The organism is Klebsiella oxytoca NBRC 105695 (assembly GCF_001598695.1).
In the GTDB taxonomy this organism is placed as follows: domain Bacteria; phylum Pseudomonadota; class Gammaproteobacteria; order Enterobacterales; family Enterobacteriaceae; genus Klebsiella; species Klebsiella oxytoca.
The window spans coordinates 453004-475630 of the sequence record NZ_BCZK01000002.1 but is presented as its reverse complement, the minus strand read 5'-3'; the positions used below and the strand labels follow the sequence as shown (position 1 = coordinate 475630).

The window sequence follows — 22627 nt, the reverse complement described above, 5'->3', positions numbered from 1 at the left end:
AAGCGTAAAATTCGCTTATACGACAATTCGCGTAAGACGTCGCTGCCCCCTGCCACACTTCTTAAAAAAGCTTAATTATTCATGGGTTACCCTTCCCGCATGCCAGATGCGCTCCGCATAGCGGCCAATTACCGCCAGCGAGACTGCGAGGATCAGGAAAAATGCGACTTTGTGCATGCCATCCCAGAAGAACTCGAAGAAACGGGTATAGAGGTTGATCGCCAGGAACGTCAGACCGAAGCCGCGCAGCATGCCGTCGTCGGTTTTCAGGCTGATATAGATACAGATCCCCGCCGCCACGGCGAACAGCAGCCCCCACGGCAGCAGCTGCCTTTGCGCTATGCTGGACCAGCTATCCAGGTCATAGTTGCCAAAAATCGACAGGATCCACAGGGCGATAAACAGATAGATCAGCCCCATCGCTTTACTAACGGTAAACAGCTGGCGCTGGCGCAAAGCGTGTTGCGCGCCGTAGCAGAGCGCAAGCAGCGCGCCGCCGAACAGCACGAAGCGGATCGGGTAGTTCATGCCCAGCCAGTAGGCGCCCCAGCCCGAAACGTAGCCGGTTTCTGCACCGAACCAGTTGCCCAGCGACAGCAGAAAAAAGAGCCACACCAGCCCGGAGCGGGCAAAAAAGCCAATCGCGCCGTAAATCAGGCATCCGGCCAGGAACAGCGGCGCGATATGACCGCTGCCGGTATCCAGACGTTCGCCAAGCTGCCACAGCGCCACGGCGGTAAAAATAACCCCCAGAAAGAGGATCGCCTCGGTGCTGTAGTGCCACTGCGTTTCCCGCCGCTGGCGGCGAAAACCCCAGGCGTAGCAGGCCACCGCCAGCAGCGCGGGCAGGATGATTCGCGTCAGCGCCGAGCGGCTGAACAGGCTCAGCAGAAGCTCAATCAGGGCGCTGTCGGCAAACAGGCTGCCCAGCGCGACCAGCACGCAGGCCAGCGCGGTCCAGAACGCATAGCGGCTCAGCCGCTGCCAGTCGAAGGGAGAGACGCGCAGCGTTTGCGCCAGCCGCTGGCTATCCTCAGGGGCTAAATCGCCGCTGGCCTGCCACGCCTTTAGCGCGCGCTGAATAATGCGCTGCTCTTTACGGGTAATATTCATGGGCATTCCTTGAGACTGATGACAAACCTTTTTTTGGCTATTGTGCTCGCACTTCTGCCGGGCGGCGCCTTGCCGGGCCTACGAAAAACCGCAATATCAACCTGCTATGCAATGCGCTGTAGGCCTGCGCAAGCATCGCGCCGCCGGGCAGTTCCTGAAGATTGCACTTTGTCAGCAATCTGATTCCTTGTCATTAGTGTTTATCCAGCCACGCCAGCGCCCGTTCGCCCATTTCATCCATCGGCAAATAGACCAGCAGGCGCGAGCCGTTACGCGGGGCCGAGTACCAGTACATCTGCTGCAGGCTGAAGCGTCCGAGCTGCGGATGGTTAAAGTTTTTCACCTGATTTTCCACCCCGCGCACCTCATAGCGCTGATGCCAGAGGGACTCAAACTCCGCCGACGCGGCAAAAAAGCGCGCCAGCTTATTCTCCCACAGCGGATCGCCGCGGTGCTCCGCCATCGCCGCGCGAAAATAGGAGACAAACGTCGCCAGCACATCGCGATTTTCAATACGGCTGCGCCAGGTTTCATTGGTCAGATACAGATAAATACAGTTGCGATCCTCTTCCGGAATGGTGGCGAAATCGATACCCATCAGGCGGCAGAAGCTGTCGTTCCAGGCCACAATATCGAAGCTCGGCTTCTGAATACTGGCGGGCTGCGGCATCAGGCTATCAAGCATCCGCCGGGTGCCGGGGCTGATGCCTTCGCATACCGTGACCTGCGCGGCTTCCGGCGGCGTCAGTCCGGCCAGGACAAACAGGTGCCGGGTCTCCAGCGGGCTGCACTGCAGCGCGTTCGCCACCGACACCAGCACGGCCTCGGACGGATTCACTTCCCGCCCCTGCTCCAGCCAGGTGTACCAGGTGACGCCGACCTCCGCCAGCATCGCCACCTCTTCCCGCCGCAGACCCGGCGTGCGTCGTCGGCCAACGCGCGGCAACCCCAGGCGCTGCGGATCGAGGCTCTCACGCCGGGCGCGCAGAAATGCCCCCAGCTGTTTACGGGCATCATCGGGCGCGGCGATCGTCGATTCACGTTGCGGCATGGTCGTCATAAAACCTCCAGCATGGTAGTGCCAATACCAGTATAAGCAGGAACTGGTACCCGTTTAATTTATCGGTGATGCTACGGCCATCCGCTGAATGACGCAATGGAGAGATCCGATGAATTCGTCTGCTGTTTCACCCGGCCGCGCCGGTTTATTCCTTCTGTTGACCGGCCAGATGCTGCCGCTGATCGATACCTCGATCGCCAACGTCGCGCTGGACTCCATCACCCAATCGCTGAACGCCAGCGCCACCCAGCTGGAGCTGATTGTCGCGCTGTACGGCGTCGCCTTTGCCGTCTGCCTGGCGATGGGCAGCAAACTTGGCGATAACTATGGCCGCCGCCGTCTGTTTATGTGGGGCGTGGCGATTTTTGGCGTCGCCTCCCTGCTGTGCGGAATGGCAAACTCTATCACCACGCTGCTGGCGGCGCGCACGGTCCAGGGCGCCGGCGCGGCGCTAATCGTGCCGCAGATCCTCGCCACGCTGCATATCACCCTCAAAGGCAACGCCCACGCCCGGGCCATCAGCCTGTACGGCGGCATTGGCGGTATCGCCTTTATCGTCGGTCAGATGGGCGGCGGCTGGCTGGTCTCGGCGGATATCGCCGGTTTAGGCTGGCGGAATGCCTTCTTTATTAATGTGCCGATCTGCCTGCTGGTGCTGGCCTTTAGTCCGCGATACGTCCCGGAGACCCGGCGCGAAGCGCATTCGCGCATCGACTGGCAGGGCACCTTCAGCCTTGCGCTGATCCTCTGCTGCCTGCTGTTTCCGATGGCGCTGGGGCCGGAGCTGCACTGGCCGTGGACGCTGCAGCTGATGTTAGCTGCGGTGCTGCCGCTGCTGGTCTGGATGCGGGCCAGCGCGCTGAGCAAACAGCAGCGCGGCGAGCAGCCGCTATTGCCGCCTCGCCTGCTGAAGCTCACCAGCATTCGCTTTGGCATGGCCATCGCCCTGCTCTTTTTCAGCGCCTGGTCCGGATTTATGTTCTGTATGGCGTTGACCATGCAGGCCGGTCTGGGAATGGCGCCGTGGCAGTCCGGGAATAGCTTTATCGCGCTCGGCGTGGCCTACTTCATCTCCGCGCTGTACGCGCCGAAGCTGATTGCCCGCTACAGCATGGGACGCATTTTGCTGACTGGCCTGTCGGTGCAGATTGTCGGCCTGCTGCTGCTGTGCGCGACCTTTTATCGCCTCGCTACCCACACCAGCACCCTGGCGCTGGTCCCCTCCACGGCGCTTATCGGCTACGGGCAGGCGCTGATCGTGAATAGCTTTTATCGCATCGGGATGCGCGACATCAGCGCTTCTGACGCCGGGGCCGGGAGCGCAATTCTCAGCACCCTGCAGCAGGCGACGCTGGGCCTGGGCCCGGCAATTCTCGGGTCGCTATTCTTAACCCTTGCCCAGCGCAGCGGCGGCGACTATCCCCGGGCGCTGATCGATTTCCTGGCGGTGGAAGTGGTGATGATGCTGGTGCTGGGCGCCATCGCGCTGTGGCTACGCCGACACCTTAACGTCCGTCCGGCGGTAGCGACGCCATAATTCACATCGGCGTAACCTGCGATTTGCATAATAGACATCCAGCGGTCATCATAACCGCTGGATGTAAAGGAGACGTTATGCAGGAATTAATATCGCACATCGCCGCATTAGGCATCAAAATTACCCCCACCACCTCACTCATTATTATCTTCGGCATTATTTTTCTGACGGCGATTGTCGTTCACCTTATTCTGCACAAAGTGGTGCTGCGCACCTTCGAAAAGCGGGCGCAGGCCAGCAGCCACCTATGGTTGCAAATTATTACCCAGAACAAATTATTTCATCGTCTGGCCTTCACCCTGCAGGGGATTATCGTCAACGTGCAGGCGGTGCTATGGTTGCAAAAAGGCAGCGAGGCGGCGGAAATACTCACTACCTGCGCGCAGCTGTGGGTGATGATCTACGCGATGCTGTCCTTCTTTTCGCTGCTGGACGTGGTGTTCAATTTATCGCAGAAATTCGCCACCGCTTCTCAACTGCCGCTTAAAGGGATATTTCAGGGAATTAAGCTGGTCTGCGCGATTATTGTCGGCATTCTGGTTATCTCCTTACTGATTGGCCAGTCGCCGGCGATTCTGATTAGCGGCCTCGGCGCGATGGCCGCGGTACTGATGCTGGTGTTTAAAGACCCGATTCTCGGCCTGGTGGCAGGTATTCAGCTCTCCGCCAACGATATGCTCAAGCTCGGCGACTGGCTGGAGATGCCGAAATATGGCGCCGACGGCGCGGTGATCGACATCGGCCTGACCACGGTGAAGGTGCGCAACTGGGATAATACCATCACCACTATTCCCACCTGGTCGCTGGTTTCCGACTCGTTTAAAAACTGGAGCGGTATGTCGGCATCCGGCGGTCGCCGGATTAAGCGCAGCCTGAATATCGATACCACCAGCATTCATTTTCTCGATGAACAGGAGCAGCAGCGCTTAATTCAGGCCCGGCTGCTGAAGCCGTATATGGATTCGCGTCATCAGGAAATTAGCCTGTGGAACCAGCAGAACGCCACCGACCAGTCGGTGCTAAACCAGCGCAAAATGACCAATATCGGCACCTTCCGCGCTTATTTGCAGGAGTATTTACGCAACCATTCGCGCATCCGTAAGGACATGACGCTGATGGTGCGCCAGCTGGCTCCGGACACCAGCGGCCTGCCGATTGAGATTTACTGCTTCACCAACACCGTGGTGTGGGCGGAGTATGAGAGCATTCAGGCGGATATTTTCGACCACGTTTTTGCCGTGGTTGATGAGTTCGGCCTGCGGATTCACCAGTCCCCCACCGGCAACGATATTCGTTCGCTGGCGGGCGCGGTATCCGGGTAAAACTCAGGTGCTGGCGCGGGGGATCACGCGCCAGTCCATCATCACCCGCTCGACCGCAGCGTCGGGATTATCGATTCTCTTCATCAGTAGCGTCACGGCGGTACGGCCAATCTCGCGCGAAGGCTGTTCCACGGTGGTCAACTGCGGCGATACCACTTCGGCCAGTTCGGTACCATCAAAACCGATTACCGCAATATCTTCCGGCACCCGCAATCCGGCCTGAGCGATAGCCCGCAGCGCGCCCGCCGCCAGCGAATCTGAGACCGCAAATACCGCATCCGGTTTCTCTTTCTGCGCCAGCAGCGTTTCCATCGCCCGGGTACCGGCGGCGGCGCTCAGGTCGCTGGCGTAAGTGACCTGTTGATACGCCAGTTCGCGAACGTGCAGCACGCTTTTGTAGCCGCGCTCGCGCAGGCGCGAGTAGCGATAGCTGAGATCGTGGTTGATTAAGGCAATGCGTTTTCGCCCACCGTCAACCAGCCGGGAAACGGCGCCCTGCGCCGCGTCGACATCGTTGATGCCGACGCAGGAGATGCTGCCGTTATCGGCATATTCCGCGCACTGTACCCAGGGCGCGTCGCCGATCATGGTGGTCAGTTCCGGCAGGCTGGAGAGCGCGTTCATGGTGATGATGCCGTCGACCATTTTGCCGGAGAGCAGCTGCAGGCCAGAGGTAGAACGGGCCAAATCCGAGCCGGAATTACACAGCAGGATCCGGTAGCCGTTCTTTTCCGCCTCTTCTTCAATACCCTTGACCACCTCGGCGCAAAAGGGGTTAGCGATATTAGAGACCATCACCAGAATCATATTGCTGCGGGCCGTTCGCAGCTGGCGGGCCAGCAGATTAGGCTGGTAGTTACTCTCTTTGATCGCCTGCAGCACACGTTCGCGATTCTTCGCTTTAACGGTATCGCTGTTATTCAATACCCGCGATACCGTCGCCACCGAGACGCCCGCCAGGCGAGCGATTTTCTGAATTGACATAGAGGCTGCACTTCCCGCATAGACGTTATATTTCGCAGGCTATCATAAATGAGCGCCGCCCGCGCCGTCAGCAGGTTTTGCGAGAATTGACGGGATTGATTAGCACGCTAAGGCCGTTATCATGATGGCCCAGGCGTTGTTTCGCCAGAAGAAAAACGAACGCGCGTCGTTGAACACTATCGGTATATAACTGGGGTATCTCTTGAACACCATAAAAAATATTCACATCGCGGCGGCAACGATCGTCGACGGTCAAGGACGCTGTCTTTTAGTACGCAAACGAGGGACTGAGTACTTTATGCAGCCCGGTGGAAAGCCTGAAATCGGGGAAACCCCGGAAGCGGCGCTGATCCGCGAGCTCAAAGAGGAGCTCAACTTTAGCGTTTCACCTGAAGAACTGGTTCCGGTCGGCCGTTTCACCGATACGGCGGCAAACGAGCCGGGCCATACGGTCTCTGCGGATATCTTTCAGATAGCCACCAACTGAGCGAACTTTACGCCGACGGCCGAAATAGAAGAAGTTATCTGGTATACGCCAGGTCAGGATCGGCATATTAAGCTTGCTCCTCTTACCGAGAATCACCTGCTTCCTCTGCTGAAAGGGGCGTAAGCTCGCCGGACACCGCGAAAGAGTTAGCTCATTTGTCTGCAAGTCAAAATCCACGCTGCCATCGTCCCGGTGGCGCTACGGCGGCTTCCAGACAAAGCCAGTTCAGGCTGAAGCGCCCCATTTCACCAAGAAGCATTGCCCGCTTCTTCCGGTGAAGATTTAGCACATCCTTCTGATTTACTTCCCTGCAAACTGCGACGTGTTTTAGCGCTTAAAAACGCCTGGTTTTGTACGCCAGATCATATTTCGCCAGACAGTCCTTTCCCCTATAATCCAAAATATCGCAACTTTCCCTTACAAAAATTAGGCCATTACAGAACAAACCCCACAAAATAAAACAAAATAAAAACACAAAATTAACAAAAAGCGATGAGATAGCATTTTTTTTGACCTTTTGTGCTGTTTTTTTTTAACCAATCCGCGCCCATTCAGCGAGAAAATTCCTGGTCGGAATGGATAATTCTTAAAGAGCGATCGACATAAAATATCGCACCTTAAGATTTTTCTTATTTATTAGAGTGGGTTAGCATAAATCCAGACATTTTCTGGACTTAAGAATTTACACATTTTTCATCTGTATAACTCTCCAGAAATTAAAGTTGTCACATTTATTAACTAGCCATAATATAGCCACATCATTGAACGATAGGGTAAGACAATATAGGGAAATAAATCGACATATGCTTCCTCAGAAATATGAGAAGGTATACTGCATAAGCTGTCAGTATCAGTGCGAAATCTATCCACGACCTACGATAAAATCGATTAATTGCATTGAAACTCACTATTGCGTATGGCCTGATAAAAATATCTATTTAAAAAATGGTGTGCATTGTTTTTTAATTAACAAGCATTACAACTTCTCTAATTCTGGCTTTATTTTTGTTGATTTTTCTCGCTACAACATCAGATTATTCACCAATGATAAATGGATTGAATATCTGATCAAGACAGGGCTGCGGGTAGTTTTGATTGCCGACAGATTAGCGCAACCGCTGGCGCTGTACTGGAAACACCGCTGTCAGCAGATAATTTCGATTATCAATACCAGCGATACCCGAGATGAGATTGAAAAGAAAATACAGCTTTCGTTTCTCGGTCAAAGATATGCTCGAGGCTACCGTCAAAAACTCAGCGATCAAGAGGTATTGGTACTCGACCTTTTACTCGCAGAGAAGTCGGTTAAAGAGATAGCAAAAGAATTGCAGATGGCAGAAAAGAGAATCTACGCAATCAAGCTCAGCTTGCAGAATAAGATGGGAGGCAGAGGGAAGTTAAACATTATTCTATCTGGATAAAAAAATTATCAGTATTTACAGCAATAACTCCATAAATGGAACTAACTTAATTATTCTCAGGAAATTTAAAATGAAAAAAATCGTATTAGCGGGTGTTGTGGCTGCGGCTCTTATCTCTACCAATGCAATGGCTAACGTGACCACTTCCGCCACTGCCAGCTGGGATGCTAGCGCAACTAAAGACACCACCAGCGCGCTGGTTGTCACTCCGCTGAAATCCCTGAACTTCCAGTACGCTGAAGGGATTAAAGCGTTTAACGCCCAGAAAGGCGCTTTTGACATCACCATCCAGGGCCAGTCTGGCGCGACTGACTTCACGCTGACCTCTCAAATCGTCAGCAACACCCTGAGCCGTACCACTGACGCCTCTACTCTGGCCGTTGGTGTGAGCTGGAACGGCAACGCGCTGAACAAAACCACGCCGGTAACGATGATTGATGCGGGCAACAACATCTCCGCAGGTCTGGATGCGCTGGCAGTCGCCACCGCCTTCGCAGGCGCCGATCGCGTCAGCACCCAGGGTAACTTCGATTTCACTATCGACTCCGCGACTTCTGACGGCAGCACCGCCGCTGAGTTCAAAGATTTAACCGACGGTTACTGGAGCGGCGACGTTCGCGTTCAGTTCAACGCGGAATGGACTATCTAATCAGGTGTAGCCAACACCTGTCCGGTATGACAAGGAGGCTTTGGCCTCCTTATAAGGATGCGCCATGAAACTGAATCCATTATTACTCTCTCTCTTCTTATTCACCGTGACGCCCTCCTCCCATGCAATAAATGTCGGAGACGTCACTTCAATAATGGGGCCGGATGCCTCGACGCTGGCAAAAGAAATCATTAATACCACCGATACGGCGCGTTACGTTAGCGTCAACGTGGAGCGTATCTCATCGCCGATGGCCGGCGGCAAGGTTATCCCGATGGCGAGCAGATCGGAATTATTGTCAACGCCAGCCAGTCTGATATTACCCGGAAATGCGAAAGAGAACTTTCGTTTTTTTTACAAAGGGCCACAGGATAATCAGGAGCGTTATTACCGCATATCCTGGACCGATGAGCCGGTGACCGAGTTTGAAGCCAGTAAAAAGAAAAAACAGGGTGAGGCAACGACCTCTGCCATTATTGGTACCATTCTGGTGGTCGCGCCGCGCGAAGAAAGATTCGACTATCGTCGAGATAATGACACGGTAACCAATACCGGTAACGCTTCATTCCGCGTTATCTCCTATGGACCCTGTCGTGATAAAGCGAAGGATGAGGGGCAAGGCTGTCGTGAACGCTATTATGTCATGCCTGGTATCAGCGTAAAAATAAAGCATACCGATCTCACCAACAAAAAAACGCGAATTGGAATATGGCACGGTGAGCAATATATAAATGTAAACTGAGTAATATTATGGATAATCTTGGTTATGTCAAAGGGACGTTGTTCGCTGGGTTATTAATTACGGTAAACCAGGGTTGGGCAGCTAATGCTACAGCGCCAGTCAAAGTCAGTAACTATGTTATTCCTTCGGTATTTGCTAACGCGTTATATCAGGGCATGTCGGTCCCTGTTTTTATTCGTTATGAAGGCGATAATAGTACCCAACGCAGCCAGCAAAAAATCGCTGATGCCATCCTTACCATCAAGGATAATGAGTTTCGCCTGAATCAGATCACCCTCAGCGATCTCCCTGAGCGAACTGAATTATCGCCTCAGATAAAATCGCTGATTAACGAGATGCAGGACAAAAGCATCGGCGACGGTCAGCGCGTTTATATCAACAAAGACGCCTCGCTTTCACTCGATACGCGTTCCTTTTATCTTGAGCTGACGGTTAACCGGGCAGCCATGCAGGCCGCTATTTTGCCGCGTACCAACATGCTTGGGGAATCCACTGCCCAGAATCTCTCGAGCGTGCTGAATTACTCCATGGGAAGCTATTACAACAAATATGAGAATACCGATAGCGCCAGCAGCTACCTGACGCTGGACAATACCTGGTCGTTGCGCGAGCACCATCTGAACTTCAACGGTTCCCTGTACGGTATTGGAACCAGCAACCAGCAGGGTAAACTGTATCGCTCGATGTACGAACGTGACTATCAGGGGCGCCGCCTGGCGATGGGGATGGTGGATACCTGGAATCTGCAATCGATCGCCAGCATGAGCGCCCTGAACTCCAGCCGCATTTACGGCATCAGCTATGGCAATAAAAGCAGTTCACAAACGCAGGACAACACGCTTGCCCTGGTGCCCGTCACGGTGTTCCTGCCGGCCGCCGGTGAAGTGCACGTGTACCGTGACGGTAAACTGCTCAGCATTCAAAACTTCTCGATGGGCAGCTACGAGCTCGATACGTCGCGCCTGCCGTTTGGTATCTACAACGTTGATATACAGGTGGTCGTTAACGGGCGCGTGGTCAGCAGCCGGACGGCGAACATCAATAAAACGTTCGCTCGAAAATCCAGCGTTACCGGCGATCTCTCATGGCAAACCTTCGCGGGCAGCCTCGAATACAACAAGATGGACTATCGCCACAACTACAACATCAATTATGGCACACGGAATACGTGGATAGCCGGAGTCGCCGCGGCAACCAACCAACCCTGGCTTTCCGGCGTGAATCTGAAAACCACGCTCTATGGTTTTGACAATAACGGCGTCAATGAAACGGAAGCGAACGTTATTTTCAACAACGCGTTCAGCTTTAACCAGCAGGGGCTGCTCGCTACCGACGGCAGCTGGCAGAGTACCTCCACCTTCAATATGAGTTTACCGGATGGGTACGGCAGCCTGTGGGGGTCGCGCCAGTACAGTTCCATCGGTAACGCGCTACCGATGCAGCAGAACGACTACTTTACCGTAGGCGCTAACGCTAACCTGCGCAAAATAGCGCCGTTCCTTGGTACGCTGAGCGTCAGCCGCACCAATAATAAATATACCGGAAGCACCTATACCAACGTCGATTACGATCAATCGCTGTTAGCCAATCGCTATGCGACGATTTCTCTGCGCGCCGGTATTCAGAATTATCAGTACAACAACCACGAAAATCTGCGCGATAAGTACGTCAATATTGATGTCTCTATCCCCTTCTCCACCTGGCTCAGCACCGGAGTGTCCAGCCAGAACGGAAACATGCTGGCGAACGCCACGCTGCGCAAAAGCTTTGACAACAGCGCCATTACCCAGGTGGGGGCGTCGGTTTCGAAACAGATTAAACAGAATAAAAATGACGATAGTCGCTATCGTTCCGACGATTACGCCGCCAATGGTTACGTCAGCTATGACACCAAATATAACGCCGGCACCGTCTCCGTCAGCCGCTCATCGCAGCACAGCTCAAACTACAGCCTGAGTTCGCAGGGCAGCGTGGCCTGGACGCAAAAAAATATCTATGCCGGAAAAGGTACCCAAACCGCAGGCCTGGTGGTCAACACCAATTTCAGCGGCAAGGGCCGGATGATGGCGCAGATCAACGGTCAAAGCTATCCCCTCACCGGCAAAAGCAACTTCATCAGCCTTCCGCCTTACGCGGAATATAAGGTGGAGCTGATGAATGACAAAAACTCAGAAGACAGCGTCGACATCGTTACCGACCGCCGCAGCAAAGTCGTGCTCTATCCGGGCAACGTCAGCGTGATTAATCCGGAAGTCAAACAGCTGGTCACCGTATTTGGCCGGGTGAAAGACCGTCGCGGCGGTTACTACGCCAACGCCGATATTCATAACCACATTGGTAAAACGCGCACCGACGAACTCGGTGAGTTCGCCATGGACGTCGATAAGCGCTTCCCGGTGATCACCCTGGTGGATAAATTCGGCGGCATCTGCGAAGTGGATCTGGATCTGACAGAGGCGAAAGGCGCCGTATGGGTCGGTGAGATCCCTTGTGAGATCCAACAACAAACGGCATCAGTGACTGGAGATGTTAAGAATGTCTATTAAACCCCAGAGCATCATGCTGCTGGCCGGCTGGCTGCTGGCTACGCCGGCTATGGCGCTCACCCCCAGCAACAGCGGAAGCGGCAGCAACTCCTATATGTTTATCGACAATGATGTCGATGACGAATATTTCATCACCACCAGCTCCCTAGACCCGCGCTTCACCGGAGCCAACGTCTGGACAAAATATCCGACTAACCAGCGTAGCCTGGGGTATATAACCTACGTAGGCTGGGCTTACGCCAACCGCTACTTCGACCTGTGGATCGAGAATTCGCCCATTAACCAGCCGTTTCTCGGGATCCGCTGCATGTCTACGGGCGCAAACTGCCCGGCATCTGGCTATATTTCTCCCGATGTCATCGATAAAGACGGCTACTATCACGCGATGTCCGGCAACACCGTAGCAAACGGTTATTACGGCGCCGGCGCGCTGAGCCAGTCGGCCTATGAGTATTTTCGCGATCGGCCGGTGGGGACCATCGATTCTTTGCAGCTTAATCTTTGCTACATGAATACCAATACCGATTATGACTTTGCCTCCGGCGTTCGCTGTAAAGATCTCCCCAGCGGGGGAACATGGCGCTACTACACGTTCAACCTCGAAAAGGTCTCGCATCTGAAGTTAAACAGTACCGGTGCTATGGCAGAAGTGTGGATTGCCAGCGATGGCACGCCAAGCGTTAACCTCGGCTCTGATTTATGCCAGATGGGCGTGGTAGGGAGCGGTTTGACGAGCGCTTCGGGAATCATCTGTAAAATGGTGTCTTACAATTTACAGGAGACCAAAGTACTCACCTCCAGCCTTGATATCCGGATGCTCATTGATACGGCAATGTTGGGATTCTCTCCTTCGGCATCGGAAGTAAGGTTCAGCGGTGATGGGGCAACCTGGTATAACTACAGTAGCACTACCGTCGACTATAACCAGATTTTCACACCGTCAGGTAACTACGTCTACGTGTTCCTGTCCAACGCCTTTTTCCAAAAAGTCCTCAAGGCAGGAGTAGATTTAACCAACAAGGATTCTCTGTTTACCTTCTATTTTGATAACGCCGTCACCACACAATCGGGTTATTATCAGTTCACGCCATCAACATTAATTAACCTCATCCCGCGGGAATACGGCATCAGCATTGTCGCCAGCGACGGGCGTTCGCATCCACAAGCATCCGGCAAGATCGGTAGCGAAGAGCCCATCAGCTTTGAGTATAAAGTCACCACCTCCGCATCGCGTCAGGCCGATAGCATCACCGCCCAGGTAATCGGCGACTCCATCAACATGTATGGTCTGCCGTACTGCCTGTTTACCTCAGCGGACGAGACGCTAAAAGTGCCCGTCCCGGCCTACCTCGAATGGACGTCCGCTACCGGTAAAGCGGTAAAAGTCCGCAACAGCTGCGGCGAAGATCCTGTCGATATGACCAATGCTGCCTGGGTTCAGACGGCCTGGAACGCCAACGTTAACGATGGTTTCTTTTTTACCACCACGCTGAAACTGCTGTTTCCGATGGATGACCCGCATTCACAGTTCACCACCAATGGCCATGACTGGATGGGTGTCGTCAACGCTACCGGAGATGTGAAAGTGACCGCCACCTGGATTGGCGTCGATCGGGGGGGATGATGAAAAAAATCCTTGTCATCGGATTATGCGGGCTGTGGATGCCGCCCGCGTCTGCGGTGTACTTTGACTCTATTATTTATGATATGGATGCCAGTAAAGATTTTATCTCCCGGCCAATAGTCAATGATACAAAAAACAACAATTTGTATACCATATCGGCTTATAAAATCTCCCGACCGGGCAACGGAGATGAAAGACCTGTTCCAGGCCAGGATAAAGATCTGGTCTGGTCGCCGCTGAAGTTCACGGTACAGGCGAATGGCCAGGAATATTTTAAACTCTATTACCGTGGGCCTAAAGATGCTGTTGAGAGATATTATCGGGTAATCTTTAAGGAAACCCCGGTTACGATTTTCCCCTGGCGTCAGGATCAGAAACAAATGGATGTCGTTCCCTCAGTGTCTATGAGCACCATCCTCATCGTGCGCCCGCGTAAGACGCGATTCCAGTATGAAATTAATGAAGCCACAGGCACCATTAAAAATACTGGCAATACCTATTTTAGAGTCATTCTGCAGAAAGGCTGCAATGGTGACGATGAAAGTTCAACGCAATTTTATATGCTGCCTGGGGAGAGCTGGACAGGCCCCGAGGCGAAGAATAGCAACAGGAAATATATTGTCGCATTAGGCCGCTATCATCAGTTAGGCAAGGGCTGTTTTATGAATTCGCCAGGCTAACCGCCGCTAATCCAGAGCGGGGATATTATGCCTGAAGCGCAGCTCGCGCAGGCGGTTGAGCCCGCCAAACTTCTTGCATAAAGAGTATTGAAAGCGGTAGACGCTGCGGGTATCGCACGCCATGATGCGGGCGATATCCTGACTGGAGTACCCGTCCGCCAGCAAGCGCAGCGTCTTCATTTCATGCTCCGTCAGCGACGGTGTGCGCCGGCAGCGAAGATTTCGCCCCAGCATGATGCGTTTTATTTTCTTGATTAAGCTGCTTAAGCTATCGTTGACCTCTACCACCGACCATAATAACCCGGAGCGCAACATCCAAAAATTAGCCATAGGCAGCATGCTCTTATCCGCGAGTAAAATAACTTTCAGCCCGGTCTCCTGCAGTTTTTCAGCCCACTCCTCATGCAGAAAATACAAAATATTGTCGAGGGAGAAATCCACCACCACCATTCCTTCAGGCAGAAAACAGGTAATTTCACGGAAAACCAAATCATTAACCGCTCGCTTAAAATAATAGTTTTTATCTGGCCATACAGAAAATTTCCTCTCTCCGCAAAGGGATCGCTCCATTTTATCTTCCGCTTCAATAGGGCAGTTTAAACCACACGCCATACATTTAATCTCATGGTCACCTGCCGGCATTACGCTTACCTCTTGAGTGGCTAAAAATATTTTCCAAAAGATACATATGGAATATCAAACATACTATAAACAAAAATCCCTGCCGCTATTATATTTACTATAAATATAGAAAACAAAAGACTAATTTATACTTCCAGACCGTAAGGAAAATAACGTTAACAGATCCTATTAAATATTTTAATAGAATCTCCATATAATTTAACTATATCATATAATATATATCAAAACATATCTGACCTGATTCCCTTAGTCGAAGCGAGCATAATATTTTTTTGTGACTTAATTTATCATCACGCAATACATAAAATTCGCAGGCTATCATCATTCTTTGGTTCTTGTGGGCAATGACCCCTTCACCGCCGCCGGGAATGTCTCCGCCAGCCAGTCGATAAATACGCGCAGCCGGGATGTGACATGGCGATTCTGCGCATAAACCACATGAAAGGGATAAGGAGCCGGACGCCATTTATTCAATATTTCCACCAGTAATCCGTTCGCCAGCGCATTTCTCAGCGAATATGAGAAGGTCTGAACAATCCCCAGCCCAGCCTCCGCTGCCGCAATATGCGTGTTGCTCTCATTTACGCCAAGGTGATGTTCCGTTTTGATCTCTTGCGCGATGCCGTTAGCCAGAAAGCGGAACGGGAAGGCTCTTCCGCTGGCGGGAGATAAATAGCTGACCAGCCGATGTCCGTTCTTCAACTCATCGGGATACGCGGGAACACCATAAAGCCTGAAATAGTCCGGCGTGGCGCAGGTCACGATCGTCGCTTCGCCGATTTTGCGCGCGATTAGGGTCGAGTCGTCCAGCGGACCTCCTCTGATCGCGCAGTCGATATTGCCGCTGATAAGGTCCGAGGGGCTGTCGGCAACCGCCAGGTCGATACGAATATCCGGATAGGTTGCCATAAAATCAGCCAACAGCGGGATCAGCACGTCGCGAGCGGTGGAGCCGCCTACCGCGACGCGCAGATGCCCTTTTGGTTTATTGCGGGCAGCGCGAAATGAGGCATCCACCTCATCCAGTTCTTTCAGAATCCGCACCGCTTTTTCATAGTATTCACGCCCTTCCGGCGTGACGGTAATGCGTCGGGTCGTGCGCTGCAGCAGGCACACGCCAAGATGCGATTCAAGCTGTTGAATCGCTTTACTCAGGGTGGCATTGGGCATATTCAGGGAGTCTGCGGCCCGGGTAAAACTGTTGGCTTCGACAACGCGCGTAAAAACTTTAAGGGCTGAAAACCGATCCATTATTCATTTTTCCTGATAATAGCCGCTGATTATTCACCAGTGTGAAGAGTGTTTTTCACATTACTCCGTTTTTTGCATCCGTGGCTGACGGTAGAGTGACTCCCGTACTCAGTCGCCAGGTGGTCACGGTAAGTGGATGACTCAATTGGCATATTCATACTTTAGTTAAGGAAGTGCACCATGAGTAAAAAACTTTCGGCAAAAATCGCGTTAGTCACCGGCGGCACCTCGGGTATCGGCCTGGCATCAGCCCGGGAGCTGGCCTCGCAGGGAGCGACGGTCTATATCACCGGTCGCCGTCAGGAAGAGCTTGATGCGGCGGTCGCGTTAATCGGTCCCGCCGCCAGCGGGATCCGCGCCGATGCCTCGATATTAAGCGACCTCGATAGGGTGTTTTCGACCATTGCCAGTGAATCAGGGCGACTGGATGTGCTTTTTGCCAATGCGGGCGGCGGCGATATGATGCCGCTGGGCGCCATAACGGAAGAGCACTTCGATCGCATTTTCGCTACCAACGTGCGCGGCGTGCTGTTCACCGTCCAGAAGTCCTTGCCGCTGTTGACCCAGGGGGCTTCCATCATCCTCACCGGCTCGACCGCGGCGGTGAAAGGCACCGCGAACTTCAGCGTGTACAGCGCCAGTAAGGCCGCCGTGCGTAACCTGGCCCGCTCATGGGCGCTGGACCTGAAGGCGCGCGGTATCCGCGTGAATGTGGTCAGCCCGGGGCCCGTCCGTACGCCCGGCCTGGGAGGACTTGTCGCGGAAGAGCAGCGCCAGGGACTCTTTGATATGCTGGCCGCCGACGTCCCGCTGGGCCGCATTGGCGAGCCCGAGGAGGTCGCTAAAACCGTCGCTTTTCTGGCGTCAGACGACGCGAGCTTTATTAACGCCGCTGAAATCTACGTTGATGGCGGGCTGGCGCAGATCTAAAAAATGCTGCCTGAAGACCCTTGGATTCATGGGTCTTCAGGTGCTACCGTACATCTATAATTAGCCGTTTTGTTCTGTAGCCGAATGATCGGTGTACCTGTTCTAATAATTATGGATGATGATATCAATGAAACTCAAAATAGCGCTTATCGCGCTCGGCTGTTCGCTCACCGCCCTTTCCGGTTGTACCTCCTCAAAATCTTCACCGGAACGCCACGCTTACTATTTTGTCTCACACCGCAACGATTTCGTCGGCGGTAACTTCGCCACTAACCGTCAGGAAAACTACCGCTTAAATCTGCCGACCTTTACCGAAATCTATGCCCGTGGCCAGCAGGACAAAAAATCGGGAATGAGCGAAAGCGATGCCCGTCGTACCGCCGACGCTATCAGGCAGCAGGTGGCTGAGGGCACAAAAACCCAGCACGCGTTCACTGGTAACGCCAGCGATAAATGGGACAACGAAATGGAAAATAAGGATGCCGTATTGTTCGGTAACGAACTGGCCGGGACGTATCTTGATGGCTATTTTGGCGTGAAATAACACAGCGGGTGCGCGAAATGCGCACCGCGCCTTCTGCTATCTTTCCACCTTCACCCAGCGCTGCTGCTGATGGCTTTTCACTATCGCCGCAATGATGTACATCACGTCCGCCCCCTCGTAGAACGAAGCGAAACGCCGCGACGATGCCGGCGGCATTCGACCGGCGCGCACCGCCTGATAAAAGCTCAGCATCATATTTTTAAACGCATCGGGCCAGCCTTCATTATGCCCGCCGGGGAAATGGGCGCTGGCGGCGGCCTCGCCGAGCATCAGACTCGGATCGTCGCTGAGCAGTTGGTTTGGCCGCTGGCGATGACCAATCCACAGCCGCTGCGGCACCTCCTGATCCCAGGCCAGCGAACAGCGGCTGCCGCCGATCTCCACCGTCAGGCCGTTTTTTCTCCCGGCGCTGACCTGCGAAACGATAAAGCTCCCCTTGCTGCCATCGTCGAAGCGAAACAGGACCGACCCCAAATCTTCGGTATCGACGAGCCGCGCTTCATACGCGGTACCATCGCGATGCTGGCTGAACGTCGCGTCGCCGGCCACGGGCGCCTGGCGCGTCGGCCAGACGATAGACAGATCCGCCATCACCTCCACAATGCGTTGGCCGGTCATAAACTGCACCGTATCGCACCAGTGGGAACCAATGTCGGCCATCGCCCGCGAGGCCCCGCCCTGCGCCGAATCCACGCGCCAGTTATAGTCACTCTCCAGCAGCATCCAGTCCTGCAAATAGCTGCCGTGCGCCGCAAACAGCCTCCCGACGTCGCCGTTGCGCATCATCGCCGCCGCCTGCTGCACCATGGCAAACTGGCGATACACAAAGCTGACCCCATGAACCACCCCGGCGCTTTCCGCCAGCGCCACCAGCTCGCGGGCCTCCTCGGTGGTCATGCAGAGCGGTTTTTCTGAAAAAACGTGCAGACCGGCGGAGAGGATCTGTCGGTTAATCCGCGCATGCAGGTGGTTCGGCGTACAGTTATGCACCACCTGCAATCCGGGATGCGCCAGCAGCGCCTCGACGCTACCGTAGGCGTGCGCCACGTTGAGCTGGCGCGCCTTCTGCTGCGCCACTTCCAGCGAACCGTCGCACAATGCCACCACCTCGATGTCGCCTACCCGACGCAGCGCTTCCAGATGCGCCGGCCCGATAAACCCGGAGCCAATAATGCCGACCTGAATCATTCTCCTCCCTCCTTGCCTGCGGCAAAATCATCAAACGCCCGCCCGGAGACCGGGATGATATGGCGGCGGATAAACTCGCTGCCTTCGCGCGCACCAACCTCCGCATCCTTCAGGCAGCACTCCCACTCCAGCACCGCCCAGCCGTCAAAATCATATTCTGTGAGCTTGCTGAAAATCGTTTTGAAATCGATCTGCCCGTCGCCCAGCGAACGAAAACGCCCCGCTCGCTGCTGCCAGTTCTGATAGCCGCCGTAGACCCCACTGCGCCCGCTGCGGCGGAATTCGGCATCTTTGACGTGAAACGCTTTGATCCGCGAATGATAGATATCGATGTAACCCAGGTAGTCCATCTGCTGAAGATGTAGATGGCTGGGGTCATAGAGCATATTGCAGCGCGGATGGTTATCGACCCGCTGCAGGAAACGCTCAAATGTCACGCCATCATGCAGGTCTTCGCCGGGATGGATTTCGTAGCAGACATCCACGCCCTGCTCGTCAAAAACGTCCAGCAGCGGCCGCCAGCGCCGGGCCAGTTCATCGAAGGCCTCATCAAGAAGCGGCTGATTATGCGGCGGCCACGGATAAAAATAAGGCCACGCCAGCGCGCCGGAAAAGGTGGCGTGCGCCTTCAGCCCCAGACGCGCCGAGGCCACCGCCGCCTGGCGCACTTTCTCGACCGCCCACTGCTGGCGCGCCTGCGGGTTACCGCGCAGCGCGGCGGGCGCAAACGCGTCAAAGGCCTTATTATAAGCCGGATGGACGGCCACCAGCTGTCCCTCAAGATGAGTGGACAGCTCGCTGATCGCCAGGCCCTGTTCCGCCAGTATGCCGCTCACCTCATCGCAGTAGCTCTGACTTGCGGCGGCGCGTTCAACGTCGAAAATCGCCGGATGGTTGCAGGGGATCTGCAATGCCTGATAGCCCAAACCTGCGGCCCACTGCGCCACGCCCTCCAGGGTATTAAACGGCGCCTGCGGGCCGATAAACTGCGCCAGAAAAATGCCCGGTCCTTTAATGGTTTTCATACCACCTCCTGAAAAATTAACGCTGCTCTTTCTCGTTGTACTGGAAAGAGAAAAGGAAAATCAGCGCGATAACCGCAGCGGCCACCGCCGGGATCCACCAGAAGGTCACCCACGCCTGCGGCACGCTCTGGCCGGCGACCAGATGGTTATACAGCGCGCCGGAGATCTGCGATCCCAGCAGCATACCGATGCCATAGGTGAACATAACAATCATGCTCTGCGCCTGGCCTTTGACCTTCTCACCGGCCACGCGATCGGTATAAATAAAGCCGACTACAAAGAAAAAGTCGTAGCAGACGCCGTGCAGCAGGATGCCGAGATAGAGCAGGAACCGCCCCTCTTCGCTGACGCCAAGGGCAAAGAAGGCGTAGCGTACGAACCACGCCGCCATGCCGATCAGCAGCATGTATTTAACCCCCAGGCGGCGGAACAGCAGCGGGATCACCAGCATAAAGAAGATTTCTGACATCTGACCGAAAGACATCGCGGTGCTGACGTCCGCCACCCCGGCATCCGCCAGATAAGAGGCGGTGTAGGCGTAGTAGGTCCCGAGCGGAATCGAAATCAGCGTCGCGCAGAGGGAGAAAATGAGGAAGTGGCGCGTTTTTAGCAGCGCGAAAGCGTCGGCGCACAGCAGGTCGCGAAACTGTACCGGCGTCCCCTTCGCCGGAGCCGGGGTATGCGGCAGCGTCAGACTATAAACGGCCAGCGCCACCGAGCAGAGCGCCGCCAGGGTAAAAATGCCGGTGGTATCAGAGATACCGGTGACGCCGATAAAGATACCGGCGATGATCCAGCCGATAGTGCCGAAGACGCGCACCACCGGGAAGGTTTTATCGACGTTCGCCAGGCTGTGGAAAGCGATATTGTTGGTCAGCGCCAGCGTCGGCATATAGCACAGGGTATAGCCGAACAGCAGGCCGATCAGCAGCGCGCCGTTTTGCGCCACCAGCGCCTGCGGGACAAACCACAGAATAACCGCTCCGGCCAGATGCATCACCGCCATCACCTTCTGCGAAGCGAAAAAGCGATCGACCAGCATCCCCAGCACAAACGGTGAGAGAATAGAGGCAATCGGCCCGGCGGAGAAGGCATCGCCAATCAGCAGCGACATCTCATAGCGGGTCATCACCAACCCCAGCGTCACCGACCAGCTTCCCCAGATAAAAAACTGCATAAACATCATTAACGACAGCCGCGGCACCAGAAAACGGTGGGCTACGCGGGGTGTTTCACGACCTTCGGTTGTTGTGACCATTTCGACCGCCCTCAAAAAGTAATCGATTACAAATACGCTCAAATAAAAAGTAATCGATTACAAAAAGAAGATCGCGGGCAAAATACGCTAAGCGCGAAGAAGATCACAATAAAAAGAGATAATGCCCCGCCGGACGACGGGGCGATCGCCCTACGCCGAACGGCGCAGGGTTTTAAAGGCCACAAACAGGAACAGGATCCAGACCGGCAGCAGAATCGCCGACAGGCGCATACCGTCAATCGTGCACATCAGCACCAGGATCAGCCCAAGAAAGGCGATACAGATATAGTTGCTGGCGGGCGACAGCAGGGCTTTAAACTTCGATTCGCGCCCTTTGCGCCGCTGGGCGGCGCGGAACTTCAGGTGCGCCAGACAGATCATAATCCAGTTCAGCAGCAGCGTCGCTACCACCAGCGCCATCAGCAGACCGAGAGCTTTTTGCGGCAGCAGGTAGTTAAGCAGCACCACCAGCGAAGTAATGACTCCCGATAGCAGCAGGGAGTTAACCGGCACTCCGCGCTTGCTGACGCGGGCGAGAAACTTCGGCGCATTGCCCTGTACCGACAGGCCAAACAGCATCCGGCTATTGGAATAAACGCCGCTGTTATAAACCGACAGCGACGCTACCAGAATGACGAAGTTTAGCGCTGAAGCCACCACGTTACTATCCAGATTATGAAAGATCATCACGAACGGGCTGCTGTCGGATTTAATTTCCACCCACGGATAGAGCGCCAGCAGAACCACCAGCGAGCCGATATAAAACAGCAGGATACGGTATACCACCTGGTTAACCGCTTTCGGGATGCTCTTTTCCGGATTATGGGCTTCCGCCGCGGTAATGCCGATGAGCTCCAGCCCGCCGAAGGAAAACATAATGACCGCCAGCGACATGATCAGGCCGTGCCAGCCGGTGGCGAAGAAACCGCCGTGTTTCCACAGATTATCAATGCCCGCTTTGCTGCCGCCGTGGCCGCCGAACAGCATCCACAGGCCAAAGCCGATCATGCCGATAATCGCCAGCACCTTGATCAGCGCAAACCAGAACTCCGCTTCGCCGTACAGACGCACGTTCACCAGGTTGACGGCGTTGATAATGATGAAAAAAGCGGCGGCCCAGATCCACGTCGGCACGTCCGGCAGCCAGTACTGCATATAGATCCCGGCGGCGGTCAGTTCCGCCATCCCGACCAGCACGAACATTACCCAGTAGTTCCAGCCGGAAAGAAAGCCGGCGAACGGCCCCCAGTACTTATAAGCAAAGTGGGCAAAGGAACCAGAAACCGGTTCTTCGACGACCATTTCGCCAAGCTGGCGCATGATCAGAAATGCGATGATGCCGGCGACGGCATAGCCGAGCAGTACGGCCGGTCCCGCCATTTGAATCGCCGGCCCAATGCCGAGAAACAGGCCGGTACCGATGGCGCCGCCAAGGGCGATAAGCTGAATATGTCGGTTCTGTAAACCGCGGTGAAGCGTCGGGCCGCTTTCCTCTACGGCATCCGACGGCGTTGACGCGTCTTTCACGTCGATCCCCTGTGTGTTTATATGAAGGGGCACCTTGTAACACTTATCCCCGTCATACTTCAAGCCGCAGATGCCCTGGCTTCATACGTTCATTGAT

Annotated in this window: 18 protein-coding genes and 2 pseudogenes; 11 read left to right on the top strand and 9 right to left on the bottom strand. The window is 54.5% G+C overall.

Features of this window, described 5'->3' with window-relative positions:
- Positions 1–75: 75 nt before the first annotated feature.
- Together KO1_RS05790 and KO1_RS05785 are read right to left on the bottom strand one after the other, a co-directional pair.
- On the bottom strand, positions 76–1113 hold the full coding sequence (locus tag KO1_RS05790) for a hypothetical protein (RefSeq protein WP_016809122.1): 1038 nt from the start codon (positions 1111–1113) through the stop codon (positions 76–78).
- A 193-nt stretch (positions 1114–1306) separates the two neighbouring features.
- Positions 1307–2173 (bottom strand): helix-turn-helix transcriptional regulator, encoded by an 867-nt coding sequence (locus KO1_RS05785; protein WP_064406859.1) that lies wholly within the window; start codon positions 2171–2173, stop codon positions 1307–1309.
- Between the two features lie 109 nt (positions 2174–2282).
- On the opposite strand from KO1_RS05785, the gene KO1_RS05780 reads away from it, so the two are divergent.
- Complete coding sequence (locus KO1_RS05780) at positions 2283–3710, top strand: MFS transporter (protein WP_004099971.1); 1428 nt, start codon at positions 2283–2285, stop codon at positions 3708–3710.
- Positions 3711–3787: 77 nt separating this feature from the next.
- Positions 3788–5032 carry a mechanosensitive ion channel family protein gene (locus tag KO1_RS05775; protein WP_024273885.1) on the top strand — a complete coding sequence of 415 codons (1245 nt, stop codon included), beginning with the start codon at positions 3788–3790 and terminating at the stop codon, positions 5030–5032.
- A gap of 3 nt (positions 5033–5035) precedes the next feature.
- Here the strand turns inward: KO1_RS05775 and KO1_RS05770 are convergent, their stop codons facing one another.
- A complete protein-coding gene (locus KO1_RS05770) occupies positions 5036–6016 on the bottom strand; it encodes a LacI family DNA-binding transcriptional regulator (RefSeq protein WP_004099966.1) in 981 nt (326 codons plus the stop codon).
- A 211-nt stretch (positions 6017–6227) separates the two neighbouring features.
- Between KO1_RS05770 and KO1_RS05765 the strand changes: the two are divergent.
- From KO1_RS05765 to KO1_RS05735, 7 genes and pseudogenes are all read left to right on the top strand, one after another.
- Positions 6228–6626 (top strand): annotated as a pseudogene (locus KO1_RS05765) (NUDIX hydrolase).
- A 680-nt stretch (positions 6627–7306) separates the two neighbouring features.
- Positions 7307–7924, top strand: a complete 618-nt coding sequence (locus KO1_RS05760) for a LuxR C-terminal-related transcriptional regulator (RefSeq protein ID WP_064406858.1) — start codon at positions 7307–7309, stop codon at positions 7922–7924.
- A gap of 70 nt (positions 7925–7994) precedes the next feature.
- On the top strand, positions 7995–8573 hold the full coding sequence (ecpA, locus tag KO1_RS05755; RefSeq protein ID WP_017146412.1) for a common pilus major fimbrillin subunit EcpA: 579 nt from the start codon (positions 7995–7997) through the stop codon (positions 8571–8573).
- A gap of 64 nt (positions 8574–8637) precedes the next feature.
- Positions 8638–9315, top strand: coding sequence for an EcpB family pilus assembly chaperone (locus KO1_RS05750; RefSeq protein WP_017146413.1), 678 nt, complete (start codon positions 8638–8640; stop codon positions 9313–9315).
- An 8-nt stretch (positions 9316–9323) separates the two neighbouring features.
- Positions 9324–11861 carry a TcfC E-set like domain-containing protein gene (locus tag KO1_RS05745; protein ID WP_064406857.1) on the top strand — a complete coding sequence of 846 codons (2538 nt, stop codon included), beginning with the start codon at positions 9324–9326 and terminating at the stop codon, positions 11859–11861.
- A complete protein-coding gene (locus KO1_RS05740) occupies positions 11851–13485 on the top strand; it encodes a fimbrial adhesin EcpD family protein (RefSeq protein ID WP_064406856.1) in 1635 nt (544 codons plus the stop codon). Before KO1_RS05745 ends, KO1_RS05740 begins: the two co-directional genes overlap by 11 nt.
- Positions 13482–14165: a fimbrial biogenesis chaperone gene (locus tag KO1_RS05735; RefSeq protein WP_004111136.1), complete on the top strand. Its 684-nt coding sequence runs from the start codon at positions 13482–13484 to the stop codon at positions 14163–14165. The genes KO1_RS05740 and KO1_RS05735 overlap by 4 nt, the downstream gene beginning before the upstream one ends.
- A gap of 6 nt (positions 14166–14171) precedes the next feature.
- Here KO1_RS05735 and KO1_RS05730 read toward each other — a convergent pair.
- Together KO1_RS05730 and KO1_RS05725 are read right to left on the bottom strand one after the other, a co-directional pair.
- Positions 14172–14869: pseudogene (locus tag KO1_RS05730) on the bottom strand (helix-turn-helix transcriptional regulator).
- 259 nt (positions 14870–15128) lie between these two features.
- Complete coding sequence (locus KO1_RS05725; RefSeq protein WP_016809118.1) at positions 15129–16058, bottom strand: LysR family transcriptional regulator; 930 nt, start codon at positions 16056–16058, stop codon at positions 15129–15131.
- A 180-nt stretch (positions 16059–16238) separates the two neighbouring features.
- Between KO1_RS05725 and KO1_RS05720 the strand changes: the two genes are divergently transcribed.
- A complete protein-coding gene (locus KO1_RS05720) occupies positions 16239–16988 on the top strand; it encodes an SDR family NAD(P)-dependent oxidoreductase (protein ID WP_004099957.1) in 750 nt (249 codons plus the stop codon).
- 127 nt (positions 16989–17115) lie between these two features.
- On the top strand, positions 17116–17532 hold the full coding sequence (locus tag KO1_RS05715; RefSeq protein WP_004111133.1) for an Exc2 family lipoprotein: 417 nt from the start codon (positions 17116–17118) through the stop codon (positions 17530–17532).
- A 36-nt stretch (positions 17533–17568) separates the two neighbouring features.
- Here the strand turns inward: KO1_RS05715 and KO1_RS05710 are convergent, their stop codons facing one another.
- From KO1_RS05710 to pheP, 4 genes are all read right to left on the bottom strand, one after another.
- Complete coding sequence (locus KO1_RS05710) at positions 17569–18720, bottom strand: Gfo/Idh/MocA family protein (RefSeq protein ID WP_023329402.1); 1152 nt, start codon at positions 18718–18720, stop codon at positions 17569–17571.
- On the bottom strand, positions 18717–19745 hold the full coding sequence (locus KO1_RS05705; protein ID WP_017146419.1) for a sugar phosphate isomerase/epimerase family protein: 1029 nt from the start codon (positions 19743–19745) through the stop codon (positions 18717–18719). The genes KO1_RS05710 and KO1_RS05705 overlap by 4 nt, the downstream gene beginning before the upstream one ends.
- 16 nt (positions 19746–19761) lie before the next feature.
- Positions 19762–21003 (bottom strand): MFS transporter, encoded by a 1242-nt coding sequence (locus KO1_RS05700; protein WP_023320506.1) that lies wholly within the window; start codon positions 21001–21003, stop codon positions 19762–19764.
- 150 nt (positions 21004–21153) lie between these two features.
- Complete coding sequence (gene pheP / locus KO1_RS05695; protein ID WP_004099947.1) at positions 21154–22530, bottom strand: phenylalanine transporter; 1377 nt, start codon at positions 22528–22530, stop codon at positions 21154–21156.
- Positions 22531–22627 lie beyond the last annotated feature (97 nt).

Bases quoted from the DNA above. Each gene is read 5' to 3' on its own strand.
- KO1_RS05790 (WP_016809122.1), bottom strand. From the start codon at position 1,113: ATGAATATTACCCGTAAAGAGCAGCGCATTATTCAGCGCGCGCTAAAG.
- KO1_RS05785 (WP_064406859.1), bottom strand. From the start codon at position 2,173: ATGACGACCATGCCGCAACGTGAATCGACGATCGCCGCGCCCGATGAT.
- KO1_RS05780 (WP_004099971.1), top strand. From the start codon at position 2,283: ATGAATTCGTCTGCTGTTTCACCCGGCCGCGCCGGTTTATTCCTTCTG.
- KO1_RS05775 (WP_024273885.1), top strand. From the start codon at position 3,788: ATGCAGGAATTAATATCGCACATCGCCGCATTAGGCATCAAAATTACC.
- KO1_RS05770 (WP_004099966.1), bottom strand. From the start codon at position 6,016: ATGTCAATTCAGAAAATCGCTCGCCTGGCGGGCGTCTCGGTGGCGACG.
- KO1_RS05760 (WP_064406858.1), top strand. From the start codon at position 7,307: ATGCTTCCTCAGAAATATGAGAAGGTATACTGCATAAGCTGTCAGTAT.
- ecpA (WP_017146412.1), top strand. From the start codon at position 7,995: ATGAAAAAAATCGTATTAGCGGGTGTTGTGGCTGCGGCTCTTATCTCT.
- KO1_RS05750 (WP_017146413.1), top strand. From the start codon at position 8,638: ATGAAACTGAATCCATTATTACTCTCTCTCTTCTTATTCACCGTGACG.
- KO1_RS05745 (WP_064406857.1), top strand. From the start codon at position 9,324: ATGGATAATCTTGGTTATGTCAAAGGGACGTTGTTCGCTGGGTTATTA.
- KO1_RS05740 (WP_064406856.1), top strand. From the start codon at position 11,851: ATGTCTATTAAACCCCAGAGCATCATGCTGCTGGCCGGCTGGCTGCTG.
- KO1_RS05735 (WP_004111136.1), top strand. From the start codon at position 13,482: ATGATGAAAAAAATCCTTGTCATCGGATTATGCGGGCTGTGGATGCCG.
- KO1_RS05725 (WP_016809118.1), bottom strand. From the start codon at position 16,058: ATGGATCGGTTTTCAGCCCTTAAAGTTTTTACGCGCGTTGTCGAAGCC.
- KO1_RS05720 (WP_004099957.1), top strand. From the start codon at position 16,239: ATGAGTAAAAAACTTTCGGCAAAAATCGCGTTAGTCACCGGCGGCACC.
- KO1_RS05715 (WP_004111133.1), top strand. From the start codon at position 17,116: ATGAAACTCAAAATAGCGCTTATCGCGCTCGGCTGTTCGCTCACCGCC.
- KO1_RS05710 (WP_023329402.1), bottom strand. From the start codon at position 18,720: ATGATTCAGGTCGGCATTATTGGCTCCGGGTTTATCGGGCCGGCGCAT.
- KO1_RS05705 (WP_017146419.1), bottom strand. From the start codon at position 19,745: ATGAAAACCATTAAAGGACCGGGCATTTTTCTGGCGCAGTTTATCGGC.
- KO1_RS05700 (WP_023320506.1), bottom strand. From the start codon at position 21,003: ATGGTCACAACAACCGAAGGTCGTGAAACACCCCGCGTAGCCCACCGT.